The sequence below is a fragment of the Fusibacillus kribbianus genome (assembly GCF_030053595.1).
Classification (GTDB): Bacteria; Bacillota; Clostridia; order Lachnospirales; family Lachnospiraceae; genus Lientehia; species Lientehia kribbiana.
Window position 1 is genome coordinate 21,153 of sequence record NZ_JASGBQ010000013.1, and the last position, 20,964, is coordinate 42,116.

The following is a 20,964-nucleotide window of genomic DNA, read 5'->3' on the forward strand; positions in this document are numbered from 1 at the left end:
TTTGTATATCTGCCCTGTCTGAAAGGGCAGCTTCAAAAGGAGAATCATGAGGAATCAGATAGATCATACAGAGGGACCGGAAACAGATCAGTCCCTCGTAGCGCGGAAGGATCGGCTTCTTGCACTGATGCGCCATAAGGATTATGTGCCCATGAAGGTGAAGGAGCTGGCGATTCTTCTCGGTGTGCCGAAGGAGGAAAGGCCCAGGCTTCAGGCTGTTCTGGATGTCCTTCTGGCGGAGGGGAAGATCGGCATTTCCAAACGGGGAAAATATGCCCTGGCGGAAAATTTTCTGGTCAGGGGGACCTTCATCGGAAACCGGAAGGGCTTCGGTTTTGTGGCTAGAGAACCGATTCCGGGAAAGGAAAAGGAACCGGACATTTTTGTTGCTGAGCAGGACTCTTTGAATGCCATGGACGGTGATACGGTTCAGGTTGTTCTTCTTTACGGAAAAGAAAACAGGAAACGGAAAAATCCGGAGGGCCGCGTGGTCCGCGTTTTGGAGCGGGCACACCGGGAAGTGGTTGCCACCTATGAAAAATGCAGGCATTTTGGCTTTGCCGTGCCCATCAACCAAAGACTGGGAAGTGATATTTTTATTCCGGAGGAGGCCTCCATGGAGGCTTCCACAGGCGAGAGAGTTCTGGTGGAGATCATAGATTACGGGAGCGAGCGGAAAAATCCGGAGGGCCGCGTTCTGGAGATCCTGGGACGCCTGGACGAGCCGGGAGTGGACATTCTTTCTGTGGCAAAGGCCTATGGCTTCGAGGCGGAATTTCCGCCGGAGGTGCTTTCAGAGGTGGCAGGGATCCCGTCGGAGGTCCTTTCGGAGGAATATGAGGGGCGCCGGGATCTGAGGAGCCTTCCCACGGTCACCATTGACGGTGAGGACGCCAAGGATCTGGATGACGCCATTACCCTTTCCAAGGAAAACGGATTATTCCGGCTGGGTGTCCATATTGCAGATGTTTCTCATTATGTGAAAGAAGGAACAGCGCTTGACCGGGAAGCGCTGTCCAGGGGGACCAGCGTTTATCTGACGGACCGGGTGATCCCTATGCTTCCGAAGGAGCTGTCCAATGGAATCTGTTCCCTCAATGAGGGCGTGCCGCGGCTGGCTTTCAGCTGCATCATGGAGATCGATGAAAAAGGGCGGGTGCTGGGCCATGAGCTTACGAAATCGGTCATTCTGGTGGACCGGCGTATGACCTATACGGCAGTCAATGCCATTCTGGAGGGGGATGAGAATCTTACTTCAGAGTATGAAGAGTTTGTTCCCCTGTTTCGCCGGATGAAGGAGCTTTCGGACCTTCTTCGTGAAAAACGGAAAAAGCGGGGATCCATTGATTTTGATTTTCCTGAAAGCAAGATCCTGCTGGATGAAAAGGGCCGTCCGGTAGAGATCAGGCCTTATGAGCGAAACGCAGCGACCATGCTCATTGAGGATTTTATGCTGCTTGCCAATGAGACGGTAGCCGAAGATTTTTACTGGCAGGGACAGCCCTTTGTTTACCGGACCCATGAAAAGCCGGATTCGGAGAAGATTAGAGAGCTGGCGCTCTTAATCAGCAATTTTGGGTATCACCTGAAAATGGGACAGGAGGAGATCCATCCCAAAGAGCTTCAGAAGCTGCTTGCCGGGATCCAGGATTCCCCGGAGGAGGCGCTGATCAGCCGACTGACCTTGCGTTCCATGAAACGGGCCAGCTATCAGCCGGAGTGTATCGGCCATTTTGGCCTTGCGGCCAGGTACTACTGTCATTTTACCTCACCGATCCGTCGTTATCCGGATCTGCAGATCCATCGGATCATGGGCGAATGTCTGGCGGGTGGGATGACGGACCGGAGAAAAGAGCATTATGAAGAGATTCTCCCGGGCGTCTGCAGCCAGTGCTCCTCAAAGGAGCGGCAGGCGGATGAGGCGGAACGGGAAGTAGAGAAGATGAAAAAATGCCAGTATATGGCGGGACACATCGGACAAAGCTATGACGGTGTGGTGTCCGGCGTGACTGGCTGGGGAATGTATGTGGAGCTTCCCAACACGGTGGAGGGCATGATTTCTCTGTCGGCACTGGATGGAGATTATTATGAGTATGATGAGAACAGACACCGGCTGGTGGGAGTTTCCACTGGAAAGGTGTACAGTCTGGGACAGCGTCTTAGAGTACGCGTCATTTCTGTAGATACGGTCGGCTGTACCATTGATTTTTTACCGGAAGGTGAGGATGAAGAATGAGCAAGGACAGCTACAAGCTGGTGGCCAACAATAAGAAGGCCTACCACGATTATTTTATCGATGATACCTATGAGGCGGGAATTTCCCTTTCAGGCACAGAGGTCAAGTCTGTTCGTATGGGAAAATGCAGCATCAAGGAGTCGTTCATAAAGATTGAAAACGGTGAGGTCTTTGTGTACGGCATGCACATCAGCCCCTATGAGAAGGGGAACATTTTCAACAAGGATCCGCTGAGAATCCGGAAACTTCTGATGCACCGCTATGAGATCAACAAGGTATATGGAAAGCTTCAGCAGAAGGGATATACGCTGGTGCCGCTGAAGGTTTACTTTAAGGGAAGTCTGGTAAAGGTGGAGGTTGGCCTTGCACGGGGCAAGAAGCTTTATGACAAGCGGGCGGACATTGCAAAGAAGGATCAGAAAAGAGAGGCAGAGAAGGAATTTAAGATTCGAAATCTGGGATAAGACAGACTGCATATCCCCGGCATGGGGATGTCTTCCACCGGCGGCATTGGAAAAACGGCATAAAACCGCGGCTGATTTATTTTGAAAAAACATCCGTGGGGGAGGCTTGCGGAACCAAAAGAAAGCTGGTAAGCTGGTATCATCAAACAAAGCCCATTATAAATCTTAAAAATAAAATACTACATCGGGGAAGAGGTCGGCAGAGATGCTGGTCTTTTTCTTTTTTCAAAAGTCTGCCTGTATGCAAAAAAACAAGGAGCTGCTGCAAAAATGGATTTATGTGGGCGTGCTGCCGAATAGCAGCAGACCTTTTCATTGTAAGCTGCGGTCGTACAGTTCAGGGAAGTCAGCGAAGGACTACGGCTGCAGATTCAGTTTCGCCCACTGCAGCCGTACGGATGAGGGTAAGACTACCGACGAAATTTCAATTTCCTCCGTAGCAACCTTACTGCTCTAAATTAAACAAGGGGGCATTTAAGCCCCCTACACACCGTACATGCCGCCTGGCATACGGCGGTTCAATATAACTTCAAAACATGGCGCACATTATAATAATCATGACAGCTTATAAGCCCGTCTTTAGTGAATGCTCTCCTAAATCAGCAGCTTATTTCATGTAATCGGTGGCAGCTTTCTCTGCAACATGAAGCCGGTGCATATCCACATCGGTGGGAAGGGTGCAGTCTGCGCCGAGGATCCAGTTTTTGTCTCCGAAGGTGTCCATGATCTCATGAACGGCAGCAATGATCTCTTCGTCAGTTCCGTCCACGAGAACACCGTCACGGTCATCCAGTCCGCCCAGATAAATCTTGTCTGCACCGAACACTTCACGGCCTTCGATCAGGCTGGGATTGTCGGAGTATACGCCCCAGTTGTAAACCGGAACATCGTAATCCTTATAACGGTTCAGGTTCAGATGATCCTTACACATATGAAGAACGTTCACAGGTGCATCCTTTACGGCATTCAGGATCTGAAGCTCGTAGGGTTTGACGAATTCGGCATATTCTTCATCGGTGAGCAGGAAATCCTCGCCGCCCAGGGCTGCATAGTAGATGCCATCGCAGCCGGCTTTTACACATTCTGCGGAGAGGTATTCCAGATAATCAGCCAGAATTCCGAACACATGCTTCATGCCTGCAGGATTCTCACGCAGATATTCCACGAGGATGTGGCGGTTCTCCTCAAAATTCTTGTCAACGCCTACCAGGGCATGGAAGGCGGAAGCAATAATACCGTGGATGGTGATCAGCATAACAGCTTCGCCCTTCATTTCTCTGCAGATATCTTTTACCAGCTCCACTTCCCGAAGAACGATGGGATCGTCGTGGGAGATGGGCTGCATTTTGTCAAGATCCGCAGCGCAGTTGATCTCTGTCTGCCTCGGAACGGTGTTTTCGTTCATGATCTTGCACAGAGAGGTACCGCTTTCCTTGAAAAATTTCAGATGGGTGTCGACCGCCGCCTGGCCGTATTCATTTCCGGCGGGAAAATGAAGCCAGAAGCCGCAGGGCATCTCATCGGGGCGTTTGCCGTTCAGTACTGCCATTACCTGTTCTTTCTTAGTCATTGTAAAGCTCCTTTCTGGTGGGTTATACAGTTGGTTTTTTATCACGTACACTAATATGATTAGCCTTGGTTTGATTATATCAGAAGTTTATAAGAAATCAACAGGAAAATGAAAAAGACGGAGATTGCAAAATCAGATTTTTCGGGGATACGGCTTGCTAAAAGATAAACAATCTGCTATAATTTTCATGTGAATATGGGATTTCCAGTGCCGAACGGTGTGAACCGTAAGGGTAAAAGGGAACCGGGTGTAAATCCCGGACGGTCCGGCCACTGTAAACAGGGAGCCAAACCGCAATTATGCCATTGTATAGGAATATGCGAGAAGGCGCGGTAGGGCAGTGATCTGTAAGTCAGGAAACCTGCTGGAAATGTTGGTGAATCGCTTCCGAAGAAAGCATAGGATTCATCCAGAGATGGACGACTCTCAGTGTCTGCTTTTCAGGAAAAGCAGGCATTTTTTATGTTCCGGAAGATGAATGGAGCTTCCGACAGCATAAAGATGGAGAATTTCCGCAAAAAAGGCTTCAGAATTCTGACAGGAGGTTTTGGACAAAACTGGAAAACCGACAGGCGGCGGCCGCTTCCCGGGGCCGAAAATTGGTGCGCAGGAACATGTGCAGACAGGAGGAACAGAGTGAAGAAGAGTAAAAGTCTGATCGCTTTTTTTCTGGCAGCTTCTCTGACCTTCTCCCCGCTGTCTTATATACGGGCATATGCCGCTGAGACAGGAAGCAGGGAAGAGATCGGTGAAAGCTCCGGAGAAGGAACGAAAAAGGAAGAACAGCCGGAGATGACTGCTGAATCCAAGGAAGAGGAAATCGCAGAGGAAGAAAGCACAGAAGCAGAGAGTACAGAGGAAGAAAGTGCGGACGATGAGAGCAAAGAGAAGGCGGAAAGCACGGAAGCCTCTGAAAGCGGGGAGGCAGAGCTGGAAGAGTCTTCTGAGGCTAAGGAAGAAGAATCAAAAGAAGCTTCTGAAAGTGCAGAAGAGTCAGAGAAAGCTGCAGAAAGCACAGAAGAAGAATCGGAGGCTTCCACGAAGGACACCGGGAGTTCATCGGAAGGCAGCAGGAAGGAAGAGAGCACCGCTTCCGCGCAGAATCTTATTCCCAAAACAGATGCCCTGTTGGCGATAAACAGAATCGCAGTCTTTTCAATGGAAAGAACGATTGTGCCGACACCTTCGGCGGAAATCACCGGGGTGACCGTCTTAAAGTGGGATGCAGATAGTCAGAGTCATACTCAGTATAGAATGTTTCCGGTAACAGTGACCTCCATGGCGGTAAGTGGACAAACCATCCGGATTTCTTTTCATACAGGAGCCAAAGCTGTCTTTGACTGGCTCTATTTCGGAAATCTGTCAGACGAAAACAAAACGGCTGATTTTGTGGGAACCAAGGAGGGAAGCACCTGCAAGTTTGAAATTGAAGTGCCTGTTTCCAAAAGAAACAGCTGGGTACCCATGGTACTGGGGCGATCTGATAAAGGTACCTGGTCGGACAATAATCTTTGGATGAGCATTCCGAATGTGCCTGTGATCACAAAGCAGCCGCAGAGGGAAGAGGCCAAAGTAGGAGGAAACGTTACTCTCTCTGTAGAAGTTACCGGAGAGGGGCTGACCTATCAATGGCAGTTTATGGCTGACGGCGGGGAAAATTGGGCCGACTGCGAGGGCGAGAGTGCAAAGACGGCTGCTTATGGCTTTGAGATGGCAGAGACTCTTGTCGGGCAGTATCGTTGTGTGATAACGGATAAGAACGGAGTTAAGGCAGAATCCGATGCGGTTGAAGTGTTTGTGGCAGAGGAAAAGCCGGAGGATGACGGGTTTGAGGCAACCGGTGGAATTGGCGCGGTTTATGGAAAAGATTATTCAAAAAATCCGAGCGGCAGCTTTTCCATGTTTAAAGTATCGGAATCCAAAGCAACAGTAAAGGGCAGTGAGATAAATATTGCCATCTGGGTAGCGCCGAAAAGTGCTTCCAATTCTACATTTACCTACAATGCCATTTATTTAGGAAGATATGGAGATACAATGGAGCCGCTGGTCTATGGAGAGATCGATGAAGAAAAAGGACTCCAGAAATATACGTTTACAGTTCCCTACAGTGCGAAAGGAACGGACTATCCGTTTGTTCCCGTAAAGGCAGACGGAACGGCGTATAAGACAACGCAGCTGTATTTGACGATCCCGTCCGTTTTTTCCGCTCCGGAGGATCCGGCTGCGGTGACTATCACAACACAGCCTGCCGAGATGACTTCTGCCATAGCCGGATCAGATGTGACGCTTTCGGTTGAAGCAGAGGGAGAAGGCTTGACCTATCGTTGGCAGTTCAGTACAGACGGAACGTTTTGGACGGATTGTGCTGAAGAGAGTGCAAAAACAGCTGCTTACAGCTTTACTATGACGAAAATGGCTTCCGGCCAGTATCGCTGCGTCATTGCCGATAAGAACGGAAAAGAAGAAATTTCAAATACGGCAGCTGTAGCAGAACCTGTTTTTTCGGGTGCAAAAGTAAGAGTTGTAAAGAAAGACGGCACAGATTTCAAAATGTTTACAGTTGCAGATTCGACAGTAACAGAAGATGGAGAAAATCTGGCCGTTGTGATTACTACGGAAAATGTATCCTATGATAAATTATATCTTGGTTCAAAGGATGATGCTCTCAAGATTCCGATTATCAGCGGAACAGAGGCGGAGGGCGGCTGGAGCTTTGAATTCACAGTCCCCGCTTCCTGCAAGGGAGAAACCCTTCCCATAACTTTGGGATATCCGACAGGATCTGAAAATGAGTGGTATGTAAAACAGTATCTCTGGATCTATATTCCCGACGAGGGAATCACCGAGCTTCCCGAGGCTGTGAATGAGATCCAGGCTATCACGGGAGGAACCGGAATTTCATATAAAGATTTTCAGATCGTCTCTTCCCGGGCTGTGTTGAAGCAGAATCAGGTTTTGCTTACCCTGACAGTAAACGGCAGAAAATGGACGCGACTGTATCAGGGAGTCCAGGCAGATACAAAAAAAGCTCCTTTTTACAGCGGGACATATGACGAAGCTTCCGATACGACTACTTTTACGTTTGCTGTTCCGGCCGGAAAACAGGGAATGAATATTCCGGTTACACCGGGAACGGAAAGCAGCTGGTTTGCATATGCGAGAGACCTGTTTATCAATGTGCCCAGGCTGGAGGAGGTAGCAAAAACTTCAGCCGACGGTATTTATGAGCTCTATGGCTCCGCTTTTCCGATTATTAATTATGCGGCCCTGCATTTTGAGAGGGAAAGCAGCCTTACCATTGACGGAGATGCGGCAACGGTGACGCTGATTACCCAGACCAATCAGTATGATAAGATTTATATTGGCTCTGTGGATGATCCGGATTCTGTAAAGAACGCCGGAGCGGCAGAGGCAGTGGCAAGGACCGATATCGGCGACGCCTACAAATGTTTTACCTTTACAATCCCTACCACCGATCTGGGAAAAGAGATCAATTATGTTGTGCACATTCAAAGCTCTGATTCCTGGGCAGTAAAACAGAGCAGCTTTCGGATCAATGAAATTCTGGAAAAAATCGGCAGCCTGCCCGGAGGGGACCCTGATCCGGAGCCGACGCCTGATCCGGAGATTCCGGCCGATGGTATTTACGATATCGAAGTGGAATCCAGTGCCTCCATGTTTAGGGTGGTGGATTGTGTATTGACGGTCAAAGGCGGAAAGATGAGTGCAGTTCTTACCTTAAGCGGAACCGGCTACGATTATCTGTATCCCGGTACTAAAGCAGAAGCGGCTGCGGCAGCCTCGTCGGCATGGAGTCCTTATGTGAAAAATGCCGAAGGCAAATACACCTACACGATTCCGGTCGAGGGACTGGACAAGGGGATCGCGGTGGCAGCCCATTCCATCAGCAAGAACATCTGGTATGACAGAACACTGACTTTCAAATCGGATACTTTGAAGAAGCTTTCTGATCTGCCCGGCGGCTCTGATACTCCCGGTACGACACCGACGGATCCGACAGATCCTTCCAATCCGGGAAATACGGGAATTGACGATCCGGAGACAACGATTCCGGACAATGATGGGAAGGAAGACCAGGAATCTCAGTACGTTTCTGACACCAGCGGATCCACGGGACGAATAGACAGTTCCACGACACTTGCTGACGGTGTATACAAACCGGATAAATTCTCCTGGTCCGGAGGTACGGGTAAGGTAAAGATTTCCTGCAATAAGATTACCGTAAAGAATGGACAGGCGTACGCAACGCTGGCGTTCAGCAGTGATTCCTACCAGTATGTAAAGGCCAATGGAAACACGTATTATGCAGGCAAAAGCGGAGGACAGGCAACCGTTGTCATCCCTGTTGCACTTAACAGAAACAACAGGATCCTTGGTATGACAACAAAAATGTCTGCCACCCATGAGATCGAATACAACATCTTTATCTATCTGGCGGCGGCCGGAAACGGCCAGACGATTGGAGAAAACAGCAACGAAAAGCTGGACGAAGAAGCACCGGAGATCATAGGGCTCGAATACAAGTCTGAGACTGAGTTGGATTTTGCGGAGTATTTTAAAATCTACCATTACGATCAGGGAATTGTCCTCCTGGAGGTCGATATGACCAGGGATACAGCAAGGGATCCGGAAAAGCTTGCTGAGGCAGAGAACAGTGAGGATAAAGCGGATAAGAAGGAAACGGAGAAGAAGGCAGAGAAAGCAGAAGAAACCCTTCCGGAAGAAGAGGGTGAGATCACGGTAAGTCAGAACGAGATCGCTGCAGAGCTTTACAAAGGAAACGTGGTCAAATATCTTCTTGTCCCTGAAAATGTGGAGATTCCTGTAGGTCTGGAGCAGGATATGATCATTGTGACGTTGCCTCTCGACAGGACCTATGCTGCTTCCGATGAGATCCTTGAGGTCATGGAGAGTCTGGATCTTCTTGATCAGGTAGCGGCTGTGGGCTGCGAGCAGAAGGACTGCAAGGTGGATACCGTTGCTGAAAGGATGAAAGTGAGAGACGGAGAAAAAGAAGCTGATGTGGTATATGGCGGATTATTCGATGCTCCGGATTTCAAGGCTCTGATCAAACAGGAGATCAATCTGGCAATTCTGCCCGGTACACTGCTTCCGAGGGATGAAGAGGATCCTGATATGCAGGACAGTACTGTTGAGAAGAACACTGACAGTGCCGCAAAGAAGAATGCCGGAAATGAGCAGGAGCTCACGGCAGAAGAACAGACAGAACGCCTTGAGAGTCTCACGGAAAAATTTGCAATGTTCGGAATTCCGGTTGTGATCGATCGTTCTGCCGATGAAGAGACAGAACTGGCAAAATACGAGTGGATCAAAGTTTACGGCGTACTTTTCGGCTGTGAGGAAGAAATGGATGAGCTCTTTGAAACAGCCGTAAAAGAAGCAGAACAGCAGGAGAGCAGACGATGAAGAAAAAGTATGGAAAGATCGTTGCGCTGATGCTGGCAGCAGTCCTCCTTTTGGGGGGCTGCGGCCAGGCTGCGCCGACAAAGGAAGAAAGCACCAATGGTTCAGAGACCGTTGCGGCTGGAGAAACCGAAGCGGTAAAGGAAACAGAACAGACAACGGAATCAGGAACGGAGGCAGTCCGGGAAACGGGGGATGCCCCAAACATCGAGGGACTTACTTATGAATCGACCATGGAGCTCACCTATGCGGAATGCTTCGACGTGTATTATTATGAAGGCGGCTATGCGCTGATCGATGTCCATGACAGTGCCAGATATCTGGTCGTGCCGGAAGGCCAGGAAGCCCCCGGTTCCCTGGATGAGGATATCATTGTACTGAAGCAGCCCCTCGACAGAATCTATCTGGCGGCGACTTCGGCCATGGCTCTGTTTGATTCCATGGGTGCCATGGATGCGATCCGTTTGAGCGGCACCCAGGCCTCCGGCTGGTATATTGATCATGCGGTGAAGGCCATGGAGGCGGGGGATATTCTGTTTGCCGGAAAATACAGTGAGCCGGATTATGAACTGATGGTGGATGAGGAATGTGACCTTGCCATTGAATCGACAATGATCCTCCATAGCCCGAAGGTCCAGGAGATGATCGAGATGCTGGATATTCCGGTTTTTATTGACCGTTCCAGTTATGAAAGCCATCCGTTGGGAAGAACGGAATGGATCAAACTTTACAGCGTTCTGGTGGATAAAGAGGAGGAGGCAGCGGCCTTTTTCGACGATCAGGCAAAGGTCATCCGTGATCTGAAGGATTTTCAGAACACGGAAAAGACCGTGGTTTATTTCTATATGAGCACGGACGGCTCTGCCGTGGTCCGCAAGGCAAGTGATTATATTCCGAAAATGATCGAAATTGCCGGAGGCCGGTATGCTTTCCCCAATCTGGAGGACGAGTCGGGAAAAACCTCGATCCCGCTGAGTATGGAGGAATTTTATGCCACTGCCGTAGATGCAGATTATCTGGTTTACAATGCTTCCATTGACGCGCCCATCAACAGCATTGACGAATTGATGGCAAAAAGTGAGTTGTTTGCTGATTTTAAAGCGGTGAAGGAGGGGAATGTCTGGACAACAGGAAAATCCCTGTACCAGGCGACCGATATCGTCGGCCAGCTGATTCGTGATCTGAATCTCATGCTGACAGGCGGAGATGCTTCCCAGATGACCTTTTTAACAAAAGTAGAATAGAGGACGGATTATGCAGCAGGATTTTCATATGGAAAACTTCAGACGGCGCTCCAGATATCTTCTTGTATTTCTGGTGTTGACGGCGGCGTTTTTGGCTATCACAGTGCTGAATATCAATACAGGAAATGTGGATATTTCCGTGTCGGAGATACTTCGCATCCTGTTTAAGGGAACGGAGAATACAACGGAGTACAATATTATCTGGAAGATCCGTTTGCCAAGGATCCTTATGGCCGCCATTCTTGGCGGAGCCCTGTCCCTGTCCGGCTTTCTTTTGCAGACCTTTTTTGAGAATCCGATCGCAGGACCCTTCGTGCTGGGAATCTCTTCCGGCGCGAAGATGGTCGTTGCGCTCGTAATGATCTATTTCCTGGAAAAGTTTAAAGTGGTTTCTTCCTATACGCTGATTATTGCCGCATTCATCGGATCATTGCTTACCATTGGATTCATCCTGTTATTTTCCAGAAGGATCCATCATATGGCCACACTCCTTGTGGCAGGGATCATGGTCGGCTATATCTGTTCGGCGGTAACCGACTTTGTTGTCACCTTTGCCGAGGATTCTGATATCGTGAACCTTCACGGGTGGTCCCAGGGAAGCTTTTCCGGCATGAGCTGGAATAATGTGGCTGTGGCGGCAGTGGTGGTGGGAATCACAGTGCTTATTACTTTTCTGTTTTCCAAGCCCATTGGCGCGTATCAGCTGGGAGAGGCTTATGCCCAGAGCATGGGGGTCAATATCAAGGCGTTTCGGGTGGCGCTGATTTTACTGTCCAGCATTCTTTCCGCCTGTGTGACGGCTTTTGCAGGTCCGATTTCCTTTTTGGGAATTGCAGTACCGTACCTGATCAAACGGTGCCTGAATACGTCCCGCCCGCTGGTGGTGATTCCCGGAACCTTTTTGGGTGGAGCCGTATTCTGCATGCTGTGCGATCTGATCGCCAGGACGGCCTTTGCGCCGATGGAGCTGAATATCAGCACCGTGACCTCTATATTTGGTGCCCCGATCGTAATATTTATGATGCTGAAGCGGCAGAAAGGAATGCAGTGATGGCGGATTATTACCTGAAAATGGAACACCTGGCTGTCGGCTACGGAGGAAAGCCGTTAATCAGAGACATCAATATCGGAATCGATAAGGGAGAGATCGTTACGCTGATCGGTCCCAACGGCTCCGGCAAATCGACGATTTTGAAAAGTATTACAAAGCAGTTAAAGCTGGTAGGCGGTGTAGTGGTTTTTGACCAAAAAAGCATTGGTGACATGTCCTACAAAGCTTTGTCTACCAGAATGGCTGTCGTGCTTACAGAGCGGATGAAGCCGGAGCTCATGACCTGCCATGACATTGTTGCGACAGGGCGGTATCCCTATACGGGGCGTCTCGGGATCCTGAGCCGTGAGGATGAGGAAAAGGTGGAGGCGGCCATGAGGGCAGTCCATGCGGAAGAGCTGGGCGGCCGGGATTTTAACAATATCAGTGACGGACAAAGACAGCGGGTGCTTCTTGCCAGAGCGATCTGCCAGGAGCCGGAGCTCATTATTCTGGATGAGCCCACGTCTTTTCTGGACATTCGCCATAAGCTGGAGCTTTTGTCGATCCTTCGGACCATGGCAAAGCAAAAGCAGATCACGGTGGTCATGTCCCTCCATGAGATCGATCTGGCCCAGAAGATTTCCGATAAGATCCTGTGTGTCAAGGGAGAATTTATTTCTCACTATGGAAGACCCGAGGAGATCTTTGAGGAACAGACCATAAAGGAGCTTTACGAGATCGACAATGGGTATTTTGATCCCTGCTTTGGCAGCATCGAGCTTCCGAAGCCGGTGGGAGAGCCGAGGATCCTGGTGCTTTCCTCCTGCGGAACCGGAATCCCTGTTTACCGCAGGCTCCAGAAGGAGCAGGTGCCTTTTGCGGCAGCCATTCTCTATAAAAATGACATCGATTATCGCCTGGCCAGACTTCTTGCGTCGGAAACAGTTGCCGAGGAACCCTTCCGGGAAATCAGCGAAGAGTCGTTTGCGAGAGCCATGGCTCTGATCCAGAGCTGCGAAAGGGTCATTGACGCAGGGGTGACGGTCGGAGACTGCAACCGAAGAATGGAAGAGCTTCTTGAGGCGGCACGGTTGGCGGGAAAGCTTCTGGAGGCGTAAAATCTCTCATTGACAATTTACCTCATCTCCACTATAATATGGTTACGCTGAAATTTCTTTTGCGAAAACCAGGGCTTGTACTGGTTTCGACGGGGGTTCAGAAGTTTGGGAAGCCATCCGCAGACCGTGACTGCGTCATCAACATGGAAAACCTAAATATAAACGCAGACGAACAGTTAGCGTACGCTGCTTAATTGCAGCCGTCGGCCCTAGGCCTCTCACAGCTTAGGATCCCGGCGTCGACCTTGTGAGGAACTTCGTTTCCAAAGCTTTGAGGGAATGGAAGAATTTATGAAGCTACTGAACGTGAGAGCCTGTCTTTGGGCGCTTGCGGGAGGGAATGTCAAAACAGAGACTGTGATGGAAGAAACCTGAATGGAAGGGCTTTCGGACAGGGGTTCGATTCCCCTCAGGTCCACCAAAAGTTCGTTATTCAAACCCTGCTCAAAAAATTTTGAGCCGGATTTGAGTAACTCGTCGATAGAATCAGCGTCTGCTTCGGCAGGCGCTGATTTCGTGTTTGTTTTTATGAGTTCTTTTTCTATCGGCCCAATTAGGTTCTTGTAGAGATCATTTAATTCAGTCGTTACGGTGCCATCCGCATGAATCCAGATTTTATTGAATATAGACTGATTCATAAGTTTTTTAATCGTATCATTTGCTTTGCGGTAAGTACTTCCGCAATCTTCAATGAGGTCAAAGGCTAGAGATAGATTCTTGAGTATATCATCGAACGTAGTACTACGGACGCTGATTTCATGTTTGATTGCAGCCAATTGCTTTGATATGGATTGTTGTTCGCGCTTCATTAAGCTTAGTGGTATCGCGTCGTTGAAATGTGCTTCTAGTAGCTTTTCTTGACGATGCTCGAGTTTCTCTTTTTCGCGACGTAAAGAATCCAGTTCTAGCTTGAATTTCTCGCTTTCTTTATTTATAAACTCTTGAATTTTGGCTTCTAGAAGAAGTCTATCGTTTGGCTTGATGCTGTAATTATCGTATATTTGTTCTACCTGGTATTCGACCTCATCGATTAGAATCGAGCGCATCTTGCATTTTTGATCCTTTGATTTAGTCCGATGCCGGCCAGCGCATATGAAATACGGATATATATTACCGGATTTACTCCTGGCATATGTGACAATCATTTTCGATTTGCATTCCCAACAGTAGACAGAGCCTTTTAGGAAATGCGGATGTTCGCGAGTTCGCTCGCCATTATGATGCGCTTGAATGATGGTCTGCACATGATTGAACGTCTCCAGACTTATCAGAGCCTCATGCGCACCGTCATATTCAACGCCATTGTAGCGAATAACGCCTGCATAGTATGGGTTTTTGAGTATTTTCTCTACTGTGCATTTAGTGACCGGCTTTGAAGGAATTTTGGGGGTTGCCCTAGTATTTAGCCCAAGCGCGGCCATATATTCCGCCAAACTAGTTAGTGACCAATTCCCGGTAGAGTATTCTTCGAAGGCTTGCTTAACGAGCGGTGCTCGTTCCGGGTCAAGTTCGACTGTGCGTTCTTCACGCCCCTTGTCATCAACTTTGCGTACGTTAATGTATCCAATTGGCGCTCGCCCAATTGTTCCACCGCCTTTCACCTTTTCTCCCATGCCTTTTTTAACTTCGGTTGCAAGATTCTGTGAGTAAAATTCGGCGATAGAACTCATGATGCCATGTAGGAGCATGCCGGATGGCGTCTCGTCGATACTTTCTGATGCAGATACTAATTGAACGCCGCATTCACGCAATACGCGCATAATGTCGCTGTCATCGTCACGGTTACGTGCGAGACGATCGACCTTGTGTACGATTACGTAGTCCACACGATCGGCGTTTTCTCTGACATATTCAAGCATTGCTTGGAGTTGTGGACGGTCGGCGGATTTAGCCGATGCGCCGCGGTCGACAAATTCTTTCCCGACCATTGCTCCTAATGACGCTGCCTTCTTTTTGTTTGCCTCACGCTGTGCCGGGATCGAAAAACCTTCATCATGTCCGCCACCACGTTCAGCTTGGCCACGGGTAGATACGCGGAGATATGATACTGCGAATTTAGGCGTCATTGAATCCATGAGCGCCTGAGCCGTATTCGCCATTGCTTTATTACTCATAGTGCGTACCTCCTTTCATAGGTAGTCATCGCATGATAGCTCTCTTCTCGAGAGAAAGCCAGTCTTTTTGCGGAGAATTAATAGTTATTTTTCTTCTTAAAAATGTTGGGTTTATCTTGAAAAAGCCAGTCCCAACCGGGGCTGGCTTTGGTGTGGATCATTCTACGATCCTGAATATATCATCCCCGTAAATGAGTCCAAGCGACGATCCGCAATCCCAATCGACAAAGATTGTTCCTTGCGCATCGATAAAGGTGACTGTGCCTTGGTCGCCTGGTTTCAGTTTTGTGTTATAAGGATCTTCCATCGAAATCAGCTCCACGCGAGTTCCTTCCGGATATCGTTCACGTAGCTGGCGGATGAAAGCCTGAGTATAAATTCGGCCATAATACATTAGGGTTCATGCCTCCTTTCGGAATCATCGGCCACGTCGTGCCGTTCTGGCGCGTGTCCGGCCTTCCAACTGCAGTTCCCGGATAAGTCCCGGAGCAGTATTTTTCTCGCTTGTTTGTACTCGTCTCCGACAAATCCGAGGCGAACCAGAAATAGCCGCATAGCATATTTAAGGTTCTCTTGCGGTCGTTCGACGGGTGAGATACGTTTCTGCTCACAGGCTGTTCTAGCAAGTGCTGAAATAAGCTTCGTGTAAGCGTCGGCTTCTCCATCTACTCCGCTGATTGTGAACCACGGAAAGTAGATCTTGTCCTCGTATTCTTCAATCTGAAGTTCACGAGCTCCAAGAGCAGCCTTTAAAAGCGTTTCTTTAGATTTGACAAGGCTACAAAGCCTGACGAGAGAATCTTCATCAAATCGTTCTTTTGTTATGAAATTCCGTTTTTCTTGACTTCACCCTCTCCCACCTTTATCATATTCTTGCGCGCTGAGACGGAGACTGAAAAACCGTCCTCGCATTGTGTTGTGATGCGGCCCTGCCATCCATCGTAAAAGCATATGCCCACCAGTCAAAGAACGAAAGGAGTCCGCACAATGGAAAATTATATTCCATTTGAGAAACTCTCAAAGAAAAAGCAACGTGAGTTGAATGCCAAGCGGCGAAACACCTGGGGTTCCATAAGCCCGATCACCAGAAAGCCGAATCCCCCGAAAGCATATAACAGACGAAAGGCACTGAAGTGGAATGATGATTCCAGTTCGGTGCCCTTTGCCTTTTTCCTTTTCTAACCCATATTCTCCATTCCGTTCCGAAACTTAAAACCAAGGTGTGATATAATTATTTGCGCAATTTGCATTTATAGATGTAGCCAAGTTGCAGTAAATGGTACCGGGTAGCTAGTTCAAAAGGCTTTACAAAAAAGAAAAAAATCGCAGAGTATAACACCCTGCGATTAAACTATAACGCCATTTTCTACTTCTAATTCGGATATATTTTAACATATACACCCAAAAATTTCAATAGGCCCCAGGCTATTTTGTCCAGAAATAATCGAAAAAAGCTACTTGAAGTCGTCGAAAACGCCTTTTTCTTGGTATTCGCAGTCAGGTAGCAGTCTACATATAAGGAAGTATTGATAAAATATGACCGGTTGCAATTTTGACAAAAGAAAGGATGTAGATTATGCGAACCGGTGAGAATATATTTAAGCGAAAAGACGGGCGATGGGAGGCCCGATATCACAAAGGCAGGGATGCTTCCGGCAAACTTCTGTACGGCTTCTGTTATGGAAAAACATACTCTGAAGCGAAAGCCCGCATGGAGGAAGCGAAGAAGGCTGCTCCAGCCTGGACACCATCATCAAAAGCAACCTCCCGGAGACCATTTCATGACTATTGCGACGAATGGCTGAGAATTAACCAGCCACGACTCCATGCGTCCACCTATGTGAAATACCAGTCTGTTCTTGAAAAATATATCAAGCCACAGCTGGGTGGATATTATCCAGATGAACTGACATCCCGGATAATCAGTGATTTCAGTCAGAAGCTCCTGTATGAAAAAAGGCTCTCGCCCAAAACAGTGAAAGATATTTTGCTTATCCTCCACTCTGTATTGGAATACACACAGAAGAACTATTCGGGACGAATGAATGCGATTGAAATTATCTATCCGAAAAATGAACAAGGGAAAATCCGCGTGTTATCGATCCCGGAACAAAGAATCCTGACAGAGTATCTTTTGACGAATATGGATCTTTGCAAATTTGGCGTTGTTCTTTCCCTCTGGACGGGGTTGCGGATCGGGGAAATCTGTGCGCTCAGATGCAGCAATATTTCTTTGCGCGATAAAAGTATCCAGATCGAATCGACAATTCAGCGGTTGAAGAATCTGTCTCCAGATGCCAAGACAAAAACTTCTGTTATGCTTGGACCACCTAAAAGCCCAGCCTCAGTTCGAACAATCCCGCTGACCAATCAGACTTTGGACCTGTGCCAGAAGATGCTTCCTGATAGGGAAGATGCCTTTATTTTATCTGGAACACCGCACTACATGGAGCCACGAGTGCTGCAATTCCGATTTCAAAAGTATGTGGATGATTGCAACCTGAAAGATGTCCATTTTCATACGCTTCGACACACCTTTGCCACCCGCTGTATTGAGGCGGGAGTAGATGTCAAATCGTTGAGTGAGATTCTGGGACATGCAAACGCAACAATCACCATCAACCGATATGTGCACTGTTCTATGGATATGAAACGAAAAAATCTGAATAAACTGGATCTGCTCAATTTGGAATAAGCAGTCAGTTCCATCGTCAAGCCAATAGCTGCCCATTGCACTACAGTGTCTTTTCCTCAAATATCACAGGGTGTTATACTCTGCGAAAGAATACTAAACACGCCAGCAAGAGCTAAATATGTCTCTTGCTGGTTTTCTTTATAGAAGAGATTATGGGGAGAGATAGACAACGATGGGTACAGTAACAGCCGAACAGGTTCGTAGTTCGGTGGAAGATTATGGTTCAGGTTTTCCTGAAGAGTCTGAACTACATTATTTTGAAGTCAGCTTGCCCAAAGCAAATGACAATTATACATATTCGTTTTTGAAACGGACTTTTGACGTTGCTGTCTCAGCGGTGCTGATTGTTTTATTAGCCCTTCCTATGCTTTTCATTGCGATCTTGATTCGGTTGGATTCTCCGGGCCCGGCTCTGTTTCGGCAAGAGCGGCTGGGAAAGGATGGACAGCCATTTACAATTTTGAAATTCCGATCCATGCGGCTTGACGCAGAAGAAAACGGGCCACAGTGGGCAGATAAGGATGATCCGCGCTGCACCCATTTGGGGCGGGTTCTTCGGAAGTCCCGATTGGACGAGTTGCTGCAGCTTTGGAATATCCTGAAAGGCGACATGAGCTTTGTTGGTCCGAGACCGGAACGGAAATGTTTTTATGATGAATTTGAAACCTATATTCACGGTTTTCACAACCGCCTGATTGTAAAACCCGGCCTGACCGGCTGGGCACAGGTCAACGGTGGCTACGACCTCAAGCCGGAAGAGAAGATCGTGTTCGATATGGAGTACATTCAAAAGCAGTCTCTAGGATTGGATTTGAAGTGCATTTTCCAGACGGTTCATTTGATTTTTACTCACGAGGGGGCGAGATAAGGGGTGTGTGATGACAATAGTTATCTTGGGGTTTCTGTCATAATGCCTGCGTATAACGCTGAAAAGACAATAGGAAAAGCAATTGAATCCGCATTAGCACAGACCCACCCAAAGCTGGAACTAATTATTATTGATGACTGCTCAACTGATGACACGCTAAAAATCGCACAGCAATACGCAGAACGGGATACTCGAGTACAAATTTTGCGAAATGAGCAAAACACTGGAGTGGCCCATTCCAGAAATTGTGGTATTCAATTTGCCCAATATCCATGGATTGCATTTTTAGATAGCGATGATACATGGCATCCCTACAAGTTAGAAAAGCAGCTTTTTACTGTGATGGAAACGGGAGCTTCGCTATGTTACACCTCCTATGCTTTAGTTGATGAGAAAGGGAAAAAAGTACGGCCCGACTATATCGTTCCTATCCGAACAAATTTCAATTTGCTTCTAAAAGAGAATATAATTGGTTGCTCTACGGTGTTGGTCTCATCCGAAGTTATGAAAGTGTATCATTTTCAATCCGACTTTTTTCATGAGGATTATGTTTTATGGCTTGAAATCCTAAAAGCTGGATATGAAGCAGTAGGATGTCCAGATGTACTTACGGACTGGTGTTATAGAGAAAATTCCAGATCATATCAAAAGGGAAAAAGCTTAAAAAGCCGCTGGAATATCTATAGAGATTGTGTAGGCCTGTCATTGGGTAAGAGTGTGTACTACTTAATTTGCTATTCAATTGCAGGCATTCGAAAATACGGACGGGGTGGCACATGGAAAATACAATAACAGACCATCAGACCGTGTTAATGGAACTTTGGTACGTTTTTGATTCAATCTGTGCAAGAAATCACATCAAGTATCAGCTATATGCTGGTTCTGCGTTAGGTGCTGTTCGTCATCACGGAATTATCCCATGGGACGATGATCTTGATGTAGTGATGTTAAGAGAAGATTACAATCGCTTTATGGACATAGCTGAGTCCGAGTTAGATAAAAACCAATATTTTCTTCAACGGGAATTCACAGAACATTGGCCGATGTTTTTTTCTAAACTGAGAAAAAACAACACTGCCTGTATTGAACGATATATTCCAAAGGATTGGGAAACTCACATGGGAATCTATATTGACATCTTCCCATGCGACAATCTTTCTGACAATCCCATTAAAAGGAAAGCTCAATTTGTGGCGTCAAAAATTGTAATTGCAAAATCGTTACATGCGCGAGGATATAGCACTGACGATCCATTCAAAAAGCTATTTATTGGGGTATGTAAGTTTCTTCCTAAAAACATGTTCATCAAAATTGCAATCAACGCAAAAGAAAAACATACAGAATACGTCCATACATTTTTTGGAGCGGCTAGGAGGTATCAGAAAAACGTCTTTCCGAGAATCTGGCTCGAAGAAAGCATAATGTTTCCTTTTGGCGGATCGGTAGCTCCAGTGTCAGTGCATTATGATGCGTTACTCACAAAATTGTATGGCGATTATATGACCCCGTTACCGGAATCGCAGAGGGGATGCAAAATTCATGCAGAGATTGTTGATACGGAACATTCTTATGAAATCTATCAGAACGTGCAGCGCACCATGAAGTTCAGTGAATACACCCGGAGCATCCGGTGACAGCTTGAAAGGAAGGATATCTGAAATGCAAAAAAGTATGAAATGCCTGGTCAGTTCGATCCTGCTTTGCGTTTTACTTGCAGGATGTTCAGCGGGAGAATCCGGTTCTTCCGACAAACAGCAAGAAGGAATTGCTGTTGAGCATACAGCGGGCAGTGTAGAAAGCGCGCCGACCGTCGAGGAGCTGGAAGAGAGCAAAATCGAGACTGCGTATGGCACCTTATACTATCCCAAGCAATGGGAGGAGTATGTGACGACAGAACAGCAGGAGAACGGTGATACGATTGTCGTTTCATTCATCGCAACGCTGCATAATACCAGCTATCGTTTGTTTGAAGTCACCATCGGCGGCACAGAAGGCGCGGCGGCGGGAGAATTGACAGATAACGGAGGGACAAAACGCACGGTTTATATGCAGGTATATGAACTGGAAGGAGATTCTGAGCTGACGGCAACCGAACAAAATCGCCTGTATGCCATGCAGGAGGACCTCAATTACCTGATCGACCATTTGGAATAATCCAATGCATTTTATAACACGAG

General features: G+C 47.7%; 14 protein-coding genes, 1 other RNA gene, 1 pseudogene and 1 riboswitch. Of the genes and pseudogenes, 13 read left to right on the forward strand and 3 right to left on the reverse strand.

Translation table 11 applies throughout. The features are described from left to right. The first annotated feature begins 46 nt into the window (after positions 1 to 46). Together rnr and smpB are read left to right on the forward strand one after the other, a co-directional pair. Complete coding sequence (rnr, locus tag QJ036_RS08305) at positions 47 to 2,236, forward strand: ribonuclease R (protein WP_283230925.1); 2,190 nt, start codon at positions 47 to 49, stop codon at positions 2,234 to 2,236. Then, positions 2,233 to 2,700: an SsrA-binding protein SmpB gene (smpB, locus tag QJ036_RS08310; RefSeq protein ID WP_283230926.1), complete on the forward strand. Its 468-nt coding sequence runs from the start codon at positions 2,233 to 2,235 to the stop codon at positions 2,698 to 2,700. Before rnr ends, smpB begins: the two co-directional genes overlap by 4 nt. Before the next feature lie 607 nt (positions 2,701 to 3,307). Here the strand turns inward: smpB and QJ036_RS08315 are convergent. Then, complete coding sequence (locus QJ036_RS08315; protein ID WP_283230927.1) at positions 3,308 to 4,270, reverse strand: uroporphyrinogen decarboxylase family protein; 963 nt, start codon at positions 4,268 to 4,270, stop codon at positions 3,308 to 3,310. A gap of 188 nt (positions 4,271 to 4,458) precedes the next feature. Beyond that, positions 4,459 to 4,653: riboswitch (cobalamin riboswitch) on the forward strand. A 253-nt stretch (positions 4,654 to 4,906) separates the two neighbouring features. On the opposite strand from QJ036_RS08315, the gene QJ036_RS08320 reads away from it, so the two are divergent. The 5 genes from QJ036_RS08320 (at position 4,907) to ssrA (ending at position 13,531) form a co-directional block, all read left to right on the forward strand. After that, positions 4,907 to 9,718, forward strand: a complete 4,812-nt coding sequence (locus tag QJ036_RS08320) for a hypothetical protein (RefSeq protein WP_283230928.1) — start codon at positions 4,907 to 4,909, stop codon at positions 9,716 to 9,718. Next, a complete protein-coding gene (locus QJ036_RS08325) occupies positions 9,715 to 10,959 on the forward strand; it encodes an ABC transporter substrate-binding protein (RefSeq protein ID WP_283230929.1) in 1,245 nt (414 codons plus the stop codon). Before QJ036_RS08320 ends, QJ036_RS08325 begins: the two co-directional genes overlap by 4 nt. A 28-nt stretch (positions 10,960 to 10,987) precedes the next feature. Next, complete coding sequence (locus QJ036_RS08330) at positions 10,988 to 12,010, forward strand: FecCD family ABC transporter permease (RefSeq protein WP_283230930.1); 1,023 nt, start codon at positions 10,988 to 10,990, stop codon at positions 12,008 to 12,010. Further along, positions 12,010 to 13,110, forward strand: a complete 1,101-nt coding sequence (locus QJ036_RS08335) for an ABC transporter ATP-binding protein (protein WP_283230931.1) — start codon at positions 12,010 to 12,012, stop codon at positions 13,108 to 13,110. Before QJ036_RS08330 ends, QJ036_RS08335 begins: the two co-directional genes overlap by 1 nt. A gap of 71 nt (positions 13,111 to 13,181) precedes the next feature. Further along, positions 13,182 to 13,531: a transfer-messenger RNA gene (gene ssrA / locus QJ036_RS08340) on the forward strand. A gap of 595 nt (positions 13,532 to 14,126) precedes the next feature. Here the strand turns inward: ssrA and QJ036_RS14330 are convergent. Continuing rightward, positions 14,127 to 15,224: pseudogene (locus tag QJ036_RS14330) on the reverse strand (recombinase family protein); the annotation flags it as partial. A gap of 157 nt (positions 15,225 to 15,381) precedes the next feature. Next, positions 15,382 to 15,618, reverse strand: coding sequence for a DUF4314 domain-containing protein (locus tag QJ036_RS08345; RefSeq protein ID WP_283230932.1), 237 nt, complete (start codon positions 15,616 to 15,618; stop codon positions 15,382 to 15,384). Between the two features lie 593 nt (positions 15,619 to 16,211). On the opposite strand from QJ036_RS08345, the gene QJ036_RS08350 reads away from it, so the two are divergent. The 6 genes from QJ036_RS08350 (at position 16,212) to QJ036_RS08375 (ending at position 20,941) form a co-directional block, all read left to right on the forward strand. After that, positions 16,212 to 16,406 (forward strand): hypothetical protein, encoded by a 195-nt coding sequence (locus tag QJ036_RS08350; protein ID WP_283230933.1) that lies wholly within the window; start codon positions 16,212 to 16,214, stop codon positions 16,404 to 16,406. A gap of 394 nt (positions 16,407 to 16,800) precedes the next feature. Continuing rightward, entirely contained in the window at positions 16,801 to 17,919 is a 1,119-nt protein-coding gene (locus QJ036_RS08355) for a tyrosine-type recombinase/integrase (RefSeq protein WP_283230934.1), read from the forward strand. Positions 17,920 to 18,091: 172 nt separating this feature from the next. Continuing rightward, complete coding sequence (locus tag QJ036_RS08360; protein WP_283230935.1) at positions 18,092 to 18,787, forward strand: sugar transferase; 696 nt, start codon at positions 18,092 to 18,094, stop codon at positions 18,785 to 18,787. Positions 18,788 to 18,790: 3 nt separating this feature from the next. After that, positions 18,791 to 19,579 (forward strand): glycosyltransferase family 2 protein, encoded by a 789-nt coding sequence (locus QJ036_RS08365; RefSeq protein WP_283230936.1) that lies wholly within the window; start codon positions 18,791 to 18,793, stop codon positions 19,577 to 19,579. Then, the gene (locus QJ036_RS08370; RefSeq protein WP_283230937.1) at positions 19,564 to 20,421 is read left to right on the forward strand and encodes a LicD family protein; all 858 of its coding nucleotides are present in this window, start codon (positions 19,564 to 19,566) and stop codon (positions 20,419 to 20,421) included. The genes QJ036_RS08365 and QJ036_RS08370 overlap by 16 nt, the downstream gene beginning before the upstream one ends. 25 nt (positions 20,422 to 20,446) lie before the next feature. Beyond that, entirely contained in the window at positions 20,447 to 20,941 is a 495-nt protein-coding gene (locus QJ036_RS08375) for a hypothetical protein (protein WP_283230938.1), read from the forward strand. The last annotated feature ends 23 nt before the right edge of the window (positions 20,942 to 20,964 follow it).